At 66.7% G+C, this 15,761-nt stretch carries 16 protein-coding genes; 12 read left to right on the top strand and 4 right to left on the bottom strand.

Annotated elements, in window-relative coordinates; translation table 11 throughout:
* Window positions 1-298: 298 nt before the first annotated feature.
* Window positions 299-988 carry an HNH endonuclease family protein gene (locus ACFTR6_RS21695; protein WP_377959432.1) on the bottom strand — a complete coding sequence of 230 codons (690 nt, stop codon included), beginning with the start codon at window positions 986-988 and terminating at the stop codon, window positions 299-301.
* A 276-nt stretch (window positions 989-1,264) separates the two neighbouring features.
* On the opposite strand from ACFTR6_RS21695, the gene ACFTR6_RS21690 reads away from it, so the two are divergent.
* Complete coding sequence (locus ACFTR6_RS21690; RefSeq protein ID WP_377959431.1) at window positions 1,265-1,828, top strand: dihydrofolate reductase family protein; 564 nt, start codon at window positions 1,265-1,267, stop codon at window positions 1,826-1,828.
* Window positions 1,829-1,892: 64 nt separating this feature from the next.
* Complete coding sequence (locus tag ACFTR6_RS21685) at window positions 1,893-2,552, top strand: SDR family oxidoreductase (protein ID WP_377959430.1); 660 nt, start codon at window positions 1,893-1,895, stop codon at window positions 2,550-2,552.
* Window positions 2,553-2,645: 93 nt separating this feature from the next.
* Here the strand turns inward: ACFTR6_RS21685 and ACFTR6_RS21680 are convergent, their stop codons facing one another.
* Window positions 2,646-3,848, bottom strand: a complete 1,203-nt coding sequence (locus tag ACFTR6_RS21680; protein WP_377959429.1) for an ROK family protein — start codon at window positions 3,846-3,848, stop codon at window positions 2,646-2,648.
* A gap of 226 nt (window positions 3,849-4,074) precedes the next feature.
* Here ACFTR6_RS21680 and ACFTR6_RS21675 point away from each other — a divergent pair, with 226 nt between their 5' ends.
* The 5 genes from ACFTR6_RS21675 (at window position 4,075) to ACFTR6_RS21655 (ending at window position 10,181) form a co-directional block, all read left to right on the top strand.
* Window positions 4,075-5,400, top strand: coding sequence for an ABC transporter substrate-binding protein (locus ACFTR6_RS21675; protein WP_377959428.1), 1,326 nt, complete (start codon window positions 4,075-4,077; stop codon window positions 5,398-5,400).
* Window positions 5,401-5,424: 24 nt separating this feature from the next.
* Complete coding sequence (locus tag ACFTR6_RS21670) at window positions 5,425-6,360, top strand: carbohydrate ABC transporter permease (RefSeq protein WP_377959427.1); 936 nt, start codon at window positions 5,425-5,427, stop codon at window positions 6,358-6,360.
* Complete coding sequence (locus ACFTR6_RS21665; RefSeq protein ID WP_236782983.1) at window positions 6,360-7,310, top strand: carbohydrate ABC transporter permease; 951 nt, start codon at window positions 6,360-6,362, stop codon at window positions 7,308-7,310. Before ACFTR6_RS21670 ends, ACFTR6_RS21665 begins: the two co-directional genes overlap by 1 nt.
* Window positions 7,311-7,363: 53 nt before the next feature.
* Window positions 7,364-9,073 (top strand): glycoside hydrolase family 13 protein, encoded by a 1,710-nt coding sequence (locus tag ACFTR6_RS21660; RefSeq protein ID WP_377959426.1) that lies wholly within the window; start codon window positions 7,364-7,366, stop codon window positions 9,071-9,073.
* A 142-nt stretch (window positions 9,074-9,215) separates the two neighbouring features.
* A complete protein-coding gene (locus ACFTR6_RS21655) occupies window positions 9,216-10,181 on the top strand; it encodes an aldo/keto reductase family oxidoreductase (RefSeq protein WP_377959425.1) in 966 nt (321 codons plus the stop codon).
* A 79-nt stretch (window positions 10,182-10,260) separates the two neighbouring features.
* Here the strand turns inward: ACFTR6_RS21655 and ACFTR6_RS21650 are convergent, their stop codons facing one another.
* Together ACFTR6_RS21650 and ACFTR6_RS21645 are read right to left on the bottom strand one after the other, a co-directional pair.
* Entirely contained in the window at window positions 10,261-11,181 is a 921-nt protein-coding gene (locus ACFTR6_RS21650) for a TauD/TfdA dioxygenase family protein (RefSeq protein ID WP_377959424.1), read from the bottom strand.
* Window positions 11,182-11,234: 53 nt separating this feature from the next.
* Entirely contained in the window at window positions 11,235-12,272 is a 1,038-nt protein-coding gene (locus tag ACFTR6_RS21645) for an ABC transporter substrate-binding protein (protein WP_377959423.1), read from the bottom strand.
* 317 nt (window positions 12,273-12,589) lie between these two features.
* Between ACFTR6_RS21645 and ACFTR6_RS21640 the strand changes: the two genes are divergently transcribed.
* Genes ACFTR6_RS21640 through ACFTR6_RS21620 form a run of 5 tightly spaced genes read left to right on the top strand, consistent with a single transcriptional unit; the run spans window position 12,590 to window position 15,640 of the window.
* Complete coding sequence (locus tag ACFTR6_RS21640; RefSeq protein ID WP_076801132.1) at window positions 12,590-13,453, top strand: CoA ester lyase; 864 nt, start codon at window positions 12,590-12,592, stop codon at window positions 13,451-13,453.
* 27 nt (window positions 13,454-13,480) lie between these two features.
* Window positions 13,481-14,422, top strand: a complete 942-nt coding sequence (locus ACFTR6_RS21635) for a DUF2797 domain-containing protein (RefSeq protein ID WP_377959422.1) — start codon at window positions 13,481-13,483, stop codon at window positions 14,420-14,422.
* A 46-nt stretch (window positions 14,423-14,468) separates the two neighbouring features.
* A complete protein-coding gene (locus ACFTR6_RS21630; RefSeq protein WP_076801136.1) occupies window positions 14,469-14,693 on the top strand; it encodes a DUF3188 domain-containing protein in 225 nt (74 codons plus the stop codon).
* A gap of 45 nt (window positions 14,694-14,738) precedes the next feature.
* Window positions 14,739-15,200 carry a MaoC family dehydratase N-terminal domain-containing protein gene (locus ACFTR6_RS21625; protein WP_003803911.1) on the top strand — a complete coding sequence of 154 codons (462 nt, stop codon included), beginning with the start codon at window positions 14,739-14,741 and terminating at the stop codon, window positions 15,198-15,200.
* 2 nt (window positions 15,201-15,202) lie between these two features.
* Window positions 15,203-15,640, top strand: coding sequence for a MaoC family dehydratase (locus tag ACFTR6_RS21620; RefSeq protein WP_076801138.1), 438 nt, complete (start codon window positions 15,203-15,205; stop codon window positions 15,638-15,640).
* The last annotated feature ends 121 nt before the right edge of the window (window positions 15,641-15,761 follow it).

Genomic DNA, 15,761 nt, shown 5'->3' with positions numbered 1-15,761 from the left:
CGAGAGAACGCCAGATCCCCAAAAGAATCTGATGCATCCCGTCCTGACATCTCCGGAGTGTTTTGGGAAGGACTAACTCAACTCATATCAGCGAACCGCCGTATGCGAGGCCCGCACGTACGGTGGTGTGAGAGGAGGGCCGGGAAACCCGGCCCTCCTACTCGATTGTGGGCCCGGGACCCCCAAGCCGTCGTGGGGCACTTTGGGCCCGCCGTCGTCGTCATAACGACGGCGGCCGGCGAGTCCCGCACCAAAGCGCCCCAGCTGCGTGCTGGCTCAGACCCAGGCCCGCGCAGGCCTAGACCCTGGTGACGCTGATGCGCACGTTCGCGCAGGAGTCGGCGTAGCGGATCAGGGCTGCCTTCTCGGCGCTGTCCACCCGCAGGCCCCAGCGGATCTTCACCGCGATCCAGTTGCCGATGTACTCGCACCTGTTCGCCGGCGGCATCCACGCCTCCGGCCCCTTGGCCTGCTTGGCTGAGTTCAGCGACGCCGTCTGCGCGTTGAGGGAGCGGGTGTCGCCGAGGTCGTTGTAGAACGCCACCCGGCGCGCCTGCGACCAGTAACGGGCGCCGGATCCCCATGCCTCGTGGACGGGAACGGTGTGGTCGATCTCCACGGCCGACGCCAGATAGTGCGTGCGGTTGTCCCACCGGGTGATCCAGCGGGATGTGCGCACGGTGCAGCGCCGCGAGGTGGTGTACGTCGCTGCTGCCTTTGCCTCCTGGAGCAGGACCTCCGCCCGGGTCTTCTGGCAGTCACGGTTGGTGTCCAGCCAGCTGCCGAAATAGCGCGTGCGGTCATAGCCGGCGTTGTTCTCCGCGCTCACCGTGAGGGCACGGGCGGCGGTGCGCAGCGGCGCGGAATAGTACGAGGCAGCCTCCGCGGGGACGGCCAGCCCGGTGAGCAGGATGCCGGCGGTCACGGCGGCCGTGGACAGCGTCCTGACCCAAGGGCCGGACGTGACGGACCCAGCGATGGCAGCCACCCGTCGTCGGGCCTTTTTGAACGGGCTGGCGGCCTGAGAAGGGCGTGCGTGATTGAACGTGCCTAGTGGCATGATTCCCCCAATGATGATTCCTGAACGGTACAGATTGCTTGATGCGTCAACCAGCATGGCAGCCGAAACAGGGGAGAACCGGATCCTTGATCAGGTCTTGATCCAATCCTGTGCGAACGCTGGGAATGTCCCGGAACCGTTGCGGTCCGGGCGGCAGGAACCTAGGGTCGGACTGCACACCACGGGCGGACAACGGGAGCCGGCATGGCCAGACTGATCTATTCGGGACTCATCTCTGTTGACGGGTACATGGCGGACCGGGAGGGCAACTTCGACTGGGCCGAGCCGGACGCCGAGGTGCATTCCTTCCTCAACGGGCTGCAGCGAACGGTCGGAACCTACCTGTTCGGACGCCGGATGTACGAGGTGCTGGCGGTCTGGGAGCACCCGGAGTCCTTCGGTGAGGTGCCGGCGTACATCCGGGACTTTGCGGAGCAGTGGCAGGCGGCGGACAAGGTGGTCTACTCCCGCACGTTGCAGGACGTGTCCACTGCCCGGACCCGGATCGAGCGGGAGTTCAGCGCTGACGCCGTCGCTCGGCTCAAGGAGCAGGCTGGCCGGGACCTGGCAATCGGCGGCCCCGAGATTGCCGCGGAGGCCATCCGTGCCGGTCTGGTGGACGAGTTCCAGATGTTCCTCACACCCGTGGCCGTGGGCGGCGGCAAGCGCTTCCTCCCGGATGACGTCCGCCTGGGGCTCGAGCTGCTGGAGGAACGGCGGTTCGGCAACGGCACGGTCTTCCTCCGCTACGCCAACCGGGCGGGATGAACCGGGGCGGGGATGAACCGGGGTTGAACCGGACGGGAGTCCCCGCCTGGGACACAATGGGGACATGACCCGCATCGCAATCATCGGCGGCCACGGCAAGGTGGCCCTGCAACTGTCCGCCCTCCTGACGGAACAGGGACACAGCGTCACGTCCTTCATCCGGAACCCTGACCACGCGGCGGACGTCGCCGCCACCGGTGCATCGCCGTCGGTCCTGGACGTTGAAAAGTCGACGACGGCGGACATCGCCGCCGCGCTCCGGAACCACGACGCCGTGGTCTGGTCAGCCGGTGCCGGGGGAGGGAACCCGGCCCGCACGTACGCGGTGGACCGGGATGCCGCCATCCGTTCCATGGACGCTGCCGCGGAGGCCGGCGTCGGGCGGTATGTGATGGTGTCCTACTTCGGCGCCGGGCCGGACCACGGGATTCCCGAGGGACACAGCTTCCGGCCCTATGCCGAGGCGAAGGCCGCCGCGGACGAGTATCTCCGTGGCACCAAGCTCGCCTGGACCATACTGGGGCCAGGCTCCCTGACCGAGGGCCCGGGAAACGGGCTCATCGACGTGAATCCTGCCGACACCAGCGCCGGCACCCACACGTCCCGAGCCAACGTGGCGATCGTGGCTGCGGCAGTGCTGGACTGGCCTGGGACCGCCGGCCGGACCATCGAGTTCCGCGACGGCGCCCAGCCCGTTGCAGCCGCGCTCGACGCCCTGCAGTAAGCGCCAGCCGAGCCAAGCGCGAACGTACACTTGTGGCCCCAAATCAGGGTGTTTTTGGGGCCACAAGTGTACGTTCGCGCAGGTCGTGGACAGTTACGCCGGGACGTTGAGCACCAGGTCGAGGGAGTTCTTCTCCACGTAGTCCAGGGCCCGGCGGACTGCGCCCACGGTCACGATTGAGTCGCCCAGCGGCGAGACCGCCACGCGCGGCGGGGTGGCTGTGAACTCCGGCAGCCGGGCGGCAATGGGCTCGAGCAGGACTCCCGCGGAGTTGGCGACGGCACCGCCGATCACCACGAGTTCGGGGTTGACCATGGTGGCCACCGAACCGATGACCCGGGCCATCCTGTCCGCCAGCCGGTCCAGGATCTTCAGCGCCTCGGCGTCGCCGGCAGCGGCCGCGGCAAAGACGTGCTCCGCCTCCGCCCCCGTGGCCGCATGTGCACGGAGGGACGTCTTGGCGGGGCCTTCCAGCACCTCCGCGGCCCAGATTCGCGCCAGGGTCGCGATGCCGTAGGTGTCGCCGACGCCTTCCAGCAGGTCCAGGTACGCAAGTTCCCCCGCGCCGCCGCCACTGCCGTGCAGCAGGCGGCCGCCTTCGATGACGCCGGAACCGAAGCGCTCGCTCGCCAGGATGACGACGACGTCGTCCACACCCGCGCCCGCGCCCCGCCACCGGTCCCCAAGTGCGGCGAGGTTGGCGTCGTTCTCCAGCAGCACGGTCCATCCGTGCAGGTCGTCCAGCGCGGACCTGAGGCCGACGTCGAACAGCCCCCAGAAGTGCTGTGATGCCAGCACGTTGCCCTTGCGGTCCACCGGTGCGGCGATGCCGGCGCACACGGCCAGCACCGAGTCGGTGGAGGCTCCCACACTGTCCAGCGCCATCAGGGCGGCCTGGTCAATGACCCCCACGCGTTCCGCGGGGGAGATGTCCTCAATCTCAAAGGGCTGGCTGGCCCGGCCAAGCGCCTTGCCGCGAAGGTCCGACACCACCACGGTCGCCTTGGAGAAACCGACGTCCATGCCCAGGACGTAGCCTGCCCGCTCATTGAGTTCGAAGCGGCGGGCCGGGCGTCCCTTCTGGTAGCCGCCAAAGGCGCGCTGGTTTTCCAGTTCGGTGATCCACCCCCGCTGCATGAGGTCCTCGCACACGGAGATCGCGGTGGCCCGGGTCAGTCCCGTGGCCTGGATGACGTCGGTAACCGTCACCGCGCCCGAAGCACGCATGAAATCCAGGACCGCTCCCGCACTCACGCGGCGCAGCAGCTGGGGCGTTGCCGCCGTCATCTCGGACATGGTGTTGACCTCCTTGTGCTCTGCCCCACATAATACTTGAGGAACTAAATTTAGATTCCATATAAATTCTCCCCGTGGGCCGGACGGCCGCCGGCCACGGGATCTTCCTTCCAGCTTTTTCCTCAGCCTTTTGCAAAGGAGCAACTGTGAACAGCCCCTTGTACCGCCGTCGCCGTGCCTCTCAACGGCCAGCCACCCGCCTGTTTTCCGCCCTGGCCCCAGCACTGTGAACCGGATTCCACCCCGTTCCCGCGCCGGCCGCGAAACTCCGCTCACCCGCCGCGCGCTCTTTAAGGCCGCGGGTCTTGCCGGCGCAGCGGCCGTCCTGCCTCTGGCCGGCTGCGGTTCTGTTCCCGCTGCATCCAGCCAGAACGGCGTCACCACCCTGCGCTTCATGCAGAACAAGCCCGAGGTGGTGGCCTACTTCAACCAGGTGATCAAGGACTTCGAGGCGCTCAACCCGGACATCCGCGTTATCCAGGACTTCAATGAGGGCAACTTCGTTCCCGGCCTGGTCCGCAACGACCCGCCCGACGTCGTGACCCGCGGCTTCGCCCAGGCCACCGCCGACTTCGTCCGCAAGGGCGTCTTTGCCGACCTCTCCGACCTGCCGGCGGCAGCCACGATCGACCCCAAGATCCAGGATCTGGTGAGCTCATGGGGACAGTACAACGGGCACGAAACCAGCGCCTTGCCGTTCTCCCTGGCCGCCGCCGGGGTCATCTACAACCGCGATATTTTCGAGGCCCACGGCGTCCAGGTTCCCGCCACGTGGGACGAGTTCGTCGCGGCCTGCGGAAAGTTCAGGGCTGCCGGCATCACGCCCATTTACGGCACCTTCAAGGACAACTGGACCCTCGGCCAGGGCATGTTCGACTACGTCGCCGGCGGCTCCCTGGACATCGCGGACTTCTTCGCCAGGCTCACCGCCAAGGGCGCCGACATCAGCGCAGACGCCAAGGAATCGTTCACCAGCAACTTCGGCCCGGTCCTTCCCAAGATGCTTGAGCTGGCCGCCTTCTCGCAGAAGGGCGCCACGAGCAAGAACTACGCGGACGGCAATGCGGCGTTCGCCAAGGGCGAGGCAGCCATGTACCTGCAGGGTCCGTGGGCGCTGTCCCAGCTCGTGGCCGCGAACAAGAACGTCCCGCTCGGCAGCTTCCCGCTGCCGGTCACCAACAACCCCGCGGACACCAAGGCCCGGGTAAATGTGGACATGGCCCTCTCCATCACCCGCAACACCCCGAACATGGCCGCCGCGCGCCGGTTCGTCAGCTACCTGCTGGACCCCTCGGTCGTGAACGCCTACAACGGGAAGAACGCGGCGTTCTCGCCGCTCAAGGGGGCACCCGCCGTCGACAACCCCCAGATCACCGGCCTCGCCGCCTCTGTGCGGGAGGGACGGTACTACCAGGGGGCAACCACCTACTTCCCGCCGTCGGTACCGCTGTACAACTACGTCCAGTCCTTTGTGTACGGCAAGAACGGCAAACAGTTCCTTTCCGCCCTCGACGACGAATGGCGCCGCGTCGCCGAGCGCACCGCGGTCTGACCCGCCCGAATCCAGGAGCCCCCAATGACTACAACCTCAGAGCTGCCGCAGACAGCCCCGCCCGCGGCCGTAGCCCTGAAAGCCCCGGCCGCCCGCGCCAAGGGCCGCATCGACCCCGCCTACTACTGGATGGTGGTGCCGGTCCTGGCACTGTTCGCCTTCTTCATCACCCTGCCGGCCCTCGTGGGCGTGTTCTTCAGCCTCACGAACTACGCCGGCTACGGTGACTGGAAGTTCATCGGACTGTCCAACTACGTCAATATCTTCCGTGACCCGGCCATCCTGCAGTCCTACATCTTTACGTTCGTCTTCGCCCTGACCACCACCGTGGTGGTCAACATCGTGGCCCTCGCGATCGCCCTGGGCCTGAACGCCAAAATCAAGTGGCGCACCGGCATCCGCACCGTCTTCTTCATCCCCATGGTGCTCTCGGCGCTGGTGGTGTCCTTCGTGTTCAACTACCTGTTCTCCAACACCCTGCCCGTGCTGGCGGACCGCTTCGGCGTGACACCGCTGGCCACCAGCATCCTGGCCAACGAGAACCTCGCCTGGCTGGCCATTGTGCTGGTCACGGTCTGGCAGGCGGCTCCCGGTGCCACCATCATCTACCTGGCCGGGCTGCAGAGCGTCCCGTCCGAGGTCTACGAAGCCGCGGATCTCGATGGCGCCGGCAGCTTCCGGCAGTTCGTGAGCCTGACGCTGCCGCTCATCCTCGGATACCTGGTCATCAACGTGATCCTTGGCTTCAAGGGATTCCTGGGCACCTACGAAATTATCGTGGGCCTCACCGGCGGCGGACCCGGCATGGCCACCCAGTCCGTGGCCATGCGCATCTTCTCCGGCTTCACGGGCGGGGACTACTCCTACCAGATGGCCAACGCGGTCATCTACTTCCTGATCACCCTGCTGATCTCCGTCATCCAGCTGCGCCTCATCCAGCGCCGGGGGGTTTCACTCTAATGACAGCTTCTCCACTGACCGCCCGCCGCCCAGGCAGTTCAAACGACGCCGGCAGTTCAAAAATCGCCGGCCGCACAGGCAATCCAGGCCGTTCAGCCAGCCCGCTCCGCCGGAAGGGCCGTTCCGGCCGCGAGGGCTACAAGGTCAACTGGTGGCTCACCGCGCTCATGCTCGTGGCCTCCCTGACCGTGCTGCTCCCGCTCTACTTCACCGTGGCCATGGCACTGAAGTCCCCGGACCAGATCGGAGGCACCGGCCTGGCATGGCCCAGCCCCATGAACTGGGAAAACTTCGGCGCCGCCTACGAGGCCACGAACTTCCCGCGGGCATTCATGTCGACGGCGTTCGTCACCGTGCTGAGCGTCCTGGGGTCGCTGGCCTGCAGCTCGCTCGTGGCCTACGCCATCGCCAGGAACTGGAACCGGAAATTCTTCCGCGGCTCCTTCGTGTACCTGCTCTCGGCCATGTTCATCCCGTTCCCGGTGATCATCCTGCCCCTGATCAAGCAGACGGCACTCCTCGGCCTGGACAACCCCGGCGGCGTGGTGTTCCTGCACGTGCTGGGTGGCATCTCCTTCAACACCCTGCTGTACATCGCCTTCGTCCGCTCCATCCCGGTGGAGCTTGAGGAATCAGCCCGGCTCGACGGCGCCACCACCTGGCAGGTGTTCCGCAAGATCATCTTCCCGCTGCTGGCCCCCATGAACGCCACCGTGGGCATCTTCGCCTTCCTCGGCTCCTGGAACGACTTCCTGCTGCCGCAGATGATGATCGCCGACCCGTCCCTGCAGACCCTCCCCGTGGTGCAGATGCTCTTCCAGGGAGAGTTCAACACCAACTACAGCCTCGCATTCGCGTCCTACCTCATGGCCATGGCACCCACTTTGGTGGTTTACATCCTCGCCCAGCGCTGGGTACTGTCCGGAGTAATGCGCGGGGCCGTCAAGTAGACCCATCAAAACCAGTCCAGCAACAACCCCAACCACAAGAAAAGGATCATCCCTTGTCCACCACCGCCACGCTGGCAACCCTGTCTGATTCCGACCGTTTGGCCGATCCGAACTGGTGGCGCCAGGCGTCCGTCTACCAGATCTACCCCCGCAGCTTCTCCGACTCCAACGGTGACGGCCTGGGCGACATCAAGGGCATCACGGCCAAGGTCCCTTACCTGAAGGCGCTCGGAATCGACGCCGTCTGGCTCAGCCCGTTCTACCCCTCGGCGCTCGCCGACGGGGGATACGACGTGGACGACTACCGCAACGTGGACCCGAAGCTCGGCACCCTTGAGGACTTCGACGAGATGGCCGCCGCCCTGCACGCCGCCGGCATCAAGCTGATCGCGGACATCGTCCCGAACCACTCCTCGGACCGGCACGAATGGTTCAAGGAAGCCCTCGCGTCCCCGAAGGGCTCCCCGGCCCGGGACCGCTACATTTTCCGGGACGGCAAGGGCCCCAACGGGGAGTTCCCGCCGTCGGACTGGGACTCCGTCTTCGGCGGTTCCGCATGGGAGCGCATCACCGAACCGGACGGCACCCCCGGCCAGTGGTACATGCACATCTTCGCCAAGGAGCAGCCGGACCTGAACTGGGCCAACCGGGAGATCCGCGACGACTTCCTCAAGACCCTGCGCTTCTGGTCCGACCGCGGTGTGGACGGCTTCCGCGTTGACGTGGCGCACGCGCTCACCAAGGACCTCACCGAGCCGCTGCTCTCCAAGCTGGAGCTGAGCGCCGCCAACACCGGCACGGACGGTTTCGCCGACGGGTCGCACCCCTTCTGGGACCGCGACGAGGTGCATGAGGTCTACGCCGAGTGGCGCGAAGTCTTCAACGAGTACAACCCGCCGCGCACCGCCGTCGCCGAGGCCTGGGTGCACGCCACCCGCCGCGCCCGCTACGCCAGCCCCGAGGGCCTGGGCCAGGCATTCAACTTCGACCTCCTGCAGGCGGACTTCGACGCCGAGGAGTTCCACGAGATCATCACCCGCAACCTGGCCGAGGCGGCCGCCACCGGAGCCTCCTCCACCTGGGTGTTCTCCAACCACGACGTCGTCCGGCACGCCACTCGCTACGGCCTGCCCAAGGGCTCCAAGGGCAAGCACGCCAAGGGCCAGGACGGCAAGGCATGGCTGCTGGCCGGCGGACCCAAGGAGGAACTCGACATCGAGCTCGGCCAGCGCCGTGCCCGCGCCGCAAGCCTCCTCATGCTCGCGCTTCCCGGTTCGGCCTACCTGTACCAGGGCGAGGAACTGGGCCTGCAGGAAGTGGCGGACATCCCGGAATCCGAGCGCCAGGATCCGTCGTTCTTCCGCAACAGGGGAGTGGAAGTGGGCCGTGACGGCTGCCGCGTGCCGCTGCCGTGGTCTGTGGAGGGCACGTCATTCGGGTTCGGCGACGGCGGAGCGCACCTGCCGCAGCCGGACTGGTTCAGCGGCTACGCCGTCGAGGCACAGGACGGCACCCAGGGCTCCACGCTTGAGCTCTACCGCACTGCCCTGAAGCTCCGCCGCGAGCTGCAGGCCGCCGAAGAACTGGAATGGATCGACGCCGGAAACCCGGAGGTCCTGCACTTCAGCCGCCCCGGCGGCTGGCAGTCCGTCACCAACTTCGGGGACACCGCCGTCGACCTTCCCGCGGGCACCGTGCTGGTAAGCAGCGGACCGCTGGAAGGCGGCAAGCTGCCAGCCAACACCACGGCCTGGCTGCGCTGATTGCCGGCTGACTAACACGCCGCTGGCGGGCCCCGGGATTTTACTGCCCGGGGCCCGCCAGCGTTCCGTTTAACCACCCGGCCGGGGACGGTCTCCGGGATGCCCTCTGGGCGGAGCCGGCAACAAGTGAAAGAGTGATGCCATGACTGAACAAACTGCCGTCGCGAACGGCCGGCTTCTCTACGGCTGCATGGGCCTGGGCGGGGACTGGTCCCCTGAACCGCACGAGATCACCGACGTCGAGAATGCAGCAGCGGCCGTGGAAGCCGCGCTGGACATCGGCGTCACCCTGTTCGACCACGCCGACATCTACCGGTACGGAAAGGCCGAGGCCGTGTTCGGCGAGGTGCTGGCCGGCACCAGCGGGCTACGCGAGCGCATCCAGCTGCAGACCAAATGCGGGATCCGGCTGAACGAGCGGGGGCTGGAAACCCACTACGACCTGAGTGCGGACGCCATCATCGAGCGTGTGAACGGCAGCCTTGAACGGCTCCGCACCGACTACGTGGACATCCTCCTGCTGCACCGCCCGGATCCCCTGATGGACCCCGCGGAGGTGGCGGCCGCCGTCGGGAAGCTGATGGCGGAGGGCAAGGTGCGCGCGCTCGGCGTGTCCAACATGTCGGCGGCGCAGATCGAGTTCCTGCAGGACAGCCTCGAGACGCCCGTGGTGGCCAACCAGCTCGAACTGAGCCTGCTCAAGCGGGACTGGCTGGAGAGCACCGTTCTGGTCAACCACCCGGGCGCCGCGGACTACAGCTTTCCGCACGGGACGCTCGAGTACTGCGCCCGGCAGGGAATCACCCTGCAGGCCTATGGCGCACTGGCCCGCGGCCACTACACCGGCAACCCGCCCGAGCGGCCCACGCTTGCGGAGTCGGCCACGGCGCAGCTGCTCTCCGACATGGCGCGGGAGCGGGACACCACCCGTGAGGCCGTGCTGCTGGGATGGCTGATGAAGCATCCGGCGGGCATCGCGCCGGTGATCGGCACGGCGAACCCGGACCGGATCCGGGCCTGCGCCGGCGCCTCCCGCGTGGCGCAGACCATGACGCGCGAGGAGTGGTACCGGCTCTGGACCACGGCCCGGGGGAGCAACATCCCTTAAACCCAACTGGGTCGCAGTTGTTGTCGTTATGAACGTTCAAAACGACATCAACTGCGACCCAGTTTGGGCAAAAACGGCCCTACAGCGGGGCGATCTCCGAATACGTGGAGGCATCGCCCTTCAGGGCCTGGCTCTGCTTGCCCTCCACACCCACCGGAATGTCCCCGGCGATGGTGACGCGGTTGAGCTTGCGGGGCTGGCCGTCGTAGTTGTCCGGCGCGTAGTGCTGCGTGATCCGGTTGTCGAACAGCACCAGCTGGTTGGGCTCCCAGTTCACGCGAAGCACGTTTTCCGGCCGGGTGACGTAGGCCTGGAGCAGCCGGAGAATATCCTTGGATTCGGTGTTGGACAGGCCCACAATCCGCAGGCGCTGCGCGAAGCCCCCAATGAACAGTCCGCGCTCGCCGGTCAGCGGGTGGACGCGCACCACGGGGTGGGCGGTCTCAAATTTGAGCCGCGTGAACTCCTTGCGGCGCTCCTCGGCGTTGGCGTGCTCCAGGTTCTTGGGCACGGAGTAGTCGTAGTCGTTGGTGTGGATGGCCCACAGGGTGTCGGCGAAGTTGCGGAGCTCGTCCGGCAGGTCCTGGTAGGCGCCGGCGGAGGAGGCGATCAGGGTCTCGCCGCCGTAGGCCGGCAGGTCGATGCTGCGCAGGGTGGATGCCTGCGGCGGGTTGACCACGAACGTGACATCGGTGTGCCAGTTGTTGGCGGACCCGTTCTCGCTGTCCACCGGCAGGACGTTCTCCTCACCCTCAACGGACGCCACGGTGGGGTGGGCCTTGGTGAGCGGGCCGAAGTGGCTGGCGAACTTCACCTGGGCCTCGTCCGAGAGGATGTTGGCTTCACGGAACACGAGGGCCTTGTGCTCGTTGAGGGCCGCACGGATCTGTGCCACGGTCTCCGCAGACAGGTCTCCGCTGAGGTCCAGGCCTCGGATCTCGGCGCCGATGCGGGAGCCCAGCTTGGAGAATTCGAGCTTTGTTTCGGTAATGGCAGTCATCGTTCTTTCCTCACTTAGTGCTGTAGTTACTTTGGATCGGGCGGTCACTTGGTTCACTTGGTATCGGTCAGGAGTCCGTTGAACTCGTTGGTGTACAGGCTCTTGGCGTCCAGGTCGGACTTGATGATGCCGGCGGACTTCAGGTACTCCTCCCAGCGGGTGAAGTCCTCGTCCTTGATCTCGCCCTTGGCCGGGACGCCGACGCTCTTCCAGTACTGCAGGGCGGCAGGGTTCTCGTTGCGGCCGCGCTCGTTGAGGATCTTGGTGAGCCGGGCGATGACCTCCTTGCGGGGCGTGGACCGCTCCCACTCGATGGCCTTAGCCACGCCGGTGGTGAAGGTCCGGACCGTGTTGGGGTTCTGGGCCAGGAAGTCTTCGCGGAAGACGTAGGGCCCGCCGGCAAAGGTGCCCAGCAGCTCGTAGTCGCTGAAGATGGAGCGCAGCCCGCCGTTGGCGACGGCCTTGTCCTGCAGGATGCCGCCCAGGGAGCCCGCGTCCACCTGGCCGCGGCGGATGGCCTCCTCCGTGTCGTTCGGCGGTACCACCACGAGCTGGACCTGCTTGATCTCCTCGGAGCTCAGGCCGTTCTTGCGGAGGTAGGTGTTGATGACGGCCTCTGAATGCGCGCCAAGGGTGTTCACGGCGATCTTCTTGCCGATGAAGTCCCGGGCGGTCTTGATCGGGCTGCCTTCCTTTACGTAGAAGCCGTTGAAGGTCTTGCTGTCCTCGCCGTAGTAGTTGATGACGGCCTTCACCGGGGCGCCGGCCTCCTTGAGCTTCACGACGGCGCCGGCGAACGCGCCCCCGAAGTCCGTCTGGCCGGTCGCGGCCGACTGGATGTCCTGCGGTCCGCTGATGGTGTTGCCCACCCAGTTCAGCTTGACGTCGCCCAGGTAACCGAGGTCCTGGGCCAGCTCGGGAAGGGTGACGCTGTTGGCCCAGCCCTGGTAGCGGAGCTCCTTGACTTCGTTGGCGCCGGAAGCCCCGGCGGCGCCTGCCTCATCGCCGGCGGCGCTCCCGCCGCAGCCGGACACCGTCAGGGCGATGACGACGGCGGCCGCAGCACTCAGGATGGTCAGGTGTCGTTTCATTGGGGTTCCTTACAGGGATCGATTTGGCTGGTGAGCCAGGTTCTTGCCGGCCGCTGCAATGGCCGATGGATCGATGTAAGCGCACCCGGACGGCGCAGAAAAGTGACCGGGTCACGCCGGGAAACCGTTGGAAATCCGCGGAAATACGGTGCAACAGCGCGTCATGAGGCGCCCCGTTGAGGCCGGTGAAACTCCATGACGGATGGCGGCGCGGATCCGTCCGCGAGGCGCTAAACTTCCGCTTTTTGTTCGTATTGGTCGCCTGGCGGAACCGGTCTGCGTCGCGCATACGGGCGCGCGCCCGATACGGTAGATCCATGACGTCTACTTCCACCGCCGAGATCACCCGGCAAGAACGCAACATCCCCGCCGAGATCGCCCGGTCGTGGCTGCTCGTCAACGCAATGAAAACAGAGCTTTTCGACCAGTCCGCCGTGTCCCGCGCGGACTCGATCATCCTGGACATCGAAGACGCCGTGGACCCCTCGCAGAAGGACGTCGCCCGCGAGAACGTCGTGAACTGGCTGTCCGGGGGCGGCCAGGCCTGGGTCCGGATCAACGACGCCACCAGCAAGTTCTGGGCCGAGGACCTCGCCGGCCTGCGCGGCACACCCGGCCTGCTCGGCGTCATGCTGGCCAAGACCGAGTCGGCCGACCAAGTGACCGAGTCCTTCCACCGCATGGACGGCAAGACCCCGGTCATCCCGCTGGTCGAATCCGCGCTCGGCATCGAAGAGGCCAACAACATCGCCAAGGCCCAGGGCGCCTTCCGCCTGGCCTTCGGCTCGGGCGACTTCCGCCGCGACACCGGCATGGCCAACACGCAGGAGGCCATGGCCTACCCGCGCGCCAAGCTCGTCGTCGCCAGCCGCGTCGGCAACCTGCCGGGCCCCATCGATGGACCCACCGTCGGCACCAACCACCCCATCCTGCGCGAGCAGACCGGCGTTACCGTGATGATGGGCATGACCGGCAAGCTCTGCCTGGCCATCGACCAGACCAGCGTCATCAACGAGGTCATCAGCCCCACGCCGTCGGACGTCGCCTGGGCCACCGACTTCATGTCCGACTTCGAGGCCAACGGCCGCGTCATCCGCGACGGCTCCGACCTGCCCCGTCTCGGCCGCGCAGAGAAGATCATGAAGCTCGCGGTGGCGTTTGGCGTGAACCCCGCGCCGTAACCGGCAGCAGCACTACCAGGAGACCCCGTGACCGATACCTGCTATCTGGTGCACGGGGTCTTTTGGGATGGGCCACCGGCCATATCCACAACGTCCGACGGCGGCCGGCCGGTTTTGCGCCTCCAGCACCTTTCCGGGGCGTTCAGTGAGACGGCGCTCGACGCCGGCACCCGCCTCGGGTTCCGGGTGACGGACCGGGTCAAGCACTGCCTGGGCCACACCAGGGTTTTCTCCGCGGCCGAGCGCCGGCACGTTTCCTGCCCGGACAGTGGCCCCGCGGTCCACGGCAGCCAGTGCGGCACCTGCCGGCTGGCAGACGATACCCGGCTGATCCACGACTTCCACCGCGGCGGACGGGTCCCAGCCGGCCTGCGGGACTACCTGATGCAGCCGCACTGGCTCTATGTGGCCACGTTCGCCAACGGTGCCAGCAAAATCGGCACAGCTTCCCAGCCGCGCAAATGGAACCGGCTGGCGGAGCAGGGTGCCGTCGTTGCCCGTTACGTGGCCCTGGCGGAGGACGGACGGGTCGTCCGCATCCTCGAGGACCTGGCCACGAGCGGACTGGGGCTTTCCCAGCAGGTGCGCGGCGCGGCCAAGGCCGCAGCCCTGACGGACCCGCGTCCCGGCGTCGAGCTTAACCTCCTGAACCGCCGCCGGGCGGAAGACGTCCGCACCCTGCTGGCCAGCACCGCCGTCGGAGGTTTCGCCCCTATGGATGAGCAGTGGATCCGCCCGGCGCAGGCCGCGCCGCTATGCACGGCCGCTGCCCGGCACGCATACCCGCACGGAATGGACGGCGGCAGCCACGGCTTTACCCTCGCGGCCCTCTGCGGCAGCTACGGGCTGGCCGGCCTGGACGGGACCGGGCTGGACTTCGTGGTGAACCTCGGGCTGCTCAAGGGACGGCTGGTGGAACCGGGGGAGTACAGCTCGGAGGTGCCGGCGGTCCAGGAAGCCCTTTTCTGAGGGTTCATTTCCGGGGCGTGCAGTCGCGACTGGGTAAACTGGACCGGTGCTGCACGAATTCTGGGTCACCGCACCCACGTCCTACAAAATCCTGGTCTTCACCGCGATGGGTCTCATCGCCGTCGGGCTCATCCTCACGGTGGCGGGTAACGCCACCGGCAACCCGGGCCTCATGACCGCCGCGTTGCCCGTCATCGGACTGGGGCTGGTGCTGCACATCGTCGGCTTGGTGGTCCGCGGTCAAAGTGTCCGGAAGAACATCCGGAAATAACGACACGAATCCGGCCCCTACGCCGGCCCCGATAGGCTTGAACCCATGACTATCAATCCGGACCTGCAGGGGCGCAGCTACCCTGCCGCAGAGGTGTACGACGTCGGCCGCGAGAAAATCCGCGAGTTCGCCCGCGCCGTCAAGGCCACCCACCCCGCCCACTTCGATGTTGACGCCGCACAGGGCCTGGGCCATCCCGACCTGGTGGCACCGCCCACGTTTGCGATCATCATCGCCCAGCGCGCCGACGCCCAGCTGATCGAGGATCCGGAGGCCGGCATCGACTTCTCCCGCGTCGTCCACGCCGACCAGCGCTTCACCCACCACCGCCCCATCTTTGCGGGGGACCGGCTCGTGGCCGAACTGCACGTTGACGGCGTCCGCGCCATGGGCGGCGGTGCGATGATCACCACGCGCAGCGAGATTTTCGCCCTGACGGACGGGGACGGGCGCGAGCCGGTTTCCACCACCAAGTCATCCATCCTGGTCCGCGGAGAGGGACAGTAGCCATGAGCCCCACATTCGAAGAACTCAGTGTCGGTCAGGAGATCGGCAGCCGCAGCATCGAGGTGACCCGGCAGGACCTGGTCAAGTACGCAGGCGCCTCGGGCGACTTCAACCCCATTCACTGGAACGAGGCCTTCGCCACGGGCGTCGAACTGCCCGGCGTCATCGCCCACGGCATGTTCACCATGGGGGCCGCCGTGCAGTTGGTCAGCGACTGGGCCGGTGACCCGGCCGCCGTCGTCGACTACCAGACCCGCTTCACCAAGCCGGTGCTGGTCACGGACACCACGGGAACCGGCGCCGCCGGTGCCGTCATCGACGTCAGCGGAGCTGTCGGAGCGCTGGATGCCGAATCGCGGACCGCGCGCGTGGACCTCTCCGTCGTGTTCGACGGCCAGAAGGTCCTCATGAAGGCCCAGGCCCTCGTCCGGCTGGCGTGACCCCGACTTAGGGAGAGTTGCTTACTTTCGCTGATATGAGTTGAGTTAGTCCTTCCCAAAACACTCCGGAGATGTCAGGACGGGATGCATCAGATTCTTTTGGGGATCTGGCGTTCTCTCG

This window comes from Arthrobacter sp. NPDC057009 (assembly GCF_042673905.1).
GTDB lineage: Bacteria > Actinomycetota > Actinomycetes > Actinomycetales > Micrococcaceae > Arthrobacter.
This window is presented reverse-complemented; position numbering and strand designations above follow the sequence as displayed.

Excerpts from the sequence above, each read along its gene's own strand:
- ACFTR6_RS21685 (WP_377959430.1), top strand. The coding sequence starts at position 1,893 with ATGACCCGCATCGCAATCATCGGCGGCCACGGCAAGGTGGCCCTGCAA.
- ACFTR6_RS21645 (WP_377959423.1), bottom strand. The coding sequence starts at position 12,272 with ATGAAACGACACCTGACCATCCTGAGTGCTGCGGCCGCCGTCGTCATC.
- ACFTR6_RS21625 (WP_003803911.1), top strand. The coding sequence starts at position 14,739 with ATGACTATCAATCCGGACCTGCAGGGGCGCAGCTACCCTGCCGCAGAG.
- ACFTR6_RS21665 (WP_236782983.1), top strand. The coding sequence starts at position 6,360 with ATGACAGCTTCTCCACTGACCGCCCGCCGCCCAGGCAGTTCAAACGAC.
- ACFTR6_RS21620 (WP_076801138.1), top strand. The coding sequence starts at position 15,203 with ATGAGCCCCACATTCGAAGAACTCAGTGTCGGTCAGGAGATCGGCAGC.
- ACFTR6_RS21640 (WP_076801132.1), top strand. The coding sequence starts at position 12,590 with ATGACGTCTACTTCCACCGCCGAGATCACCCGGCAAGAACGCAACATC.
- ACFTR6_RS21680 (WP_377959429.1), bottom strand. The coding sequence starts at position 3,848 with ATGTCCGAGATGACGGCGGCAACGCCCCAGCTGCTGCGCCGCGTGAGT.
- ACFTR6_RS21650 (WP_377959424.1), bottom strand. The coding sequence starts at position 11,181 with ATGACTGCCATTACCGAAACAAAGCTCGAATTCTCCAAGCTGGGCTCC.
- ACFTR6_RS21670 (WP_377959427.1), top strand. The coding sequence starts at position 5,425 with ATGACTACAACCTCAGAGCTGCCGCAGACAGCCCCGCCCGCGGCCGTA.
- ACFTR6_RS21655 (WP_377959425.1), top strand. The coding sequence starts at position 9,216 with ATGACTGAACAAACTGCCGTCGCGAACGGCCGGCTTCTCTACGGCTGC.
- ACFTR6_RS21690 (WP_377959431.1), top strand. The coding sequence starts at position 1,265 with ATGGCCAGACTGATCTATTCGGGACTCATCTCTGTTGACGGGTACATG.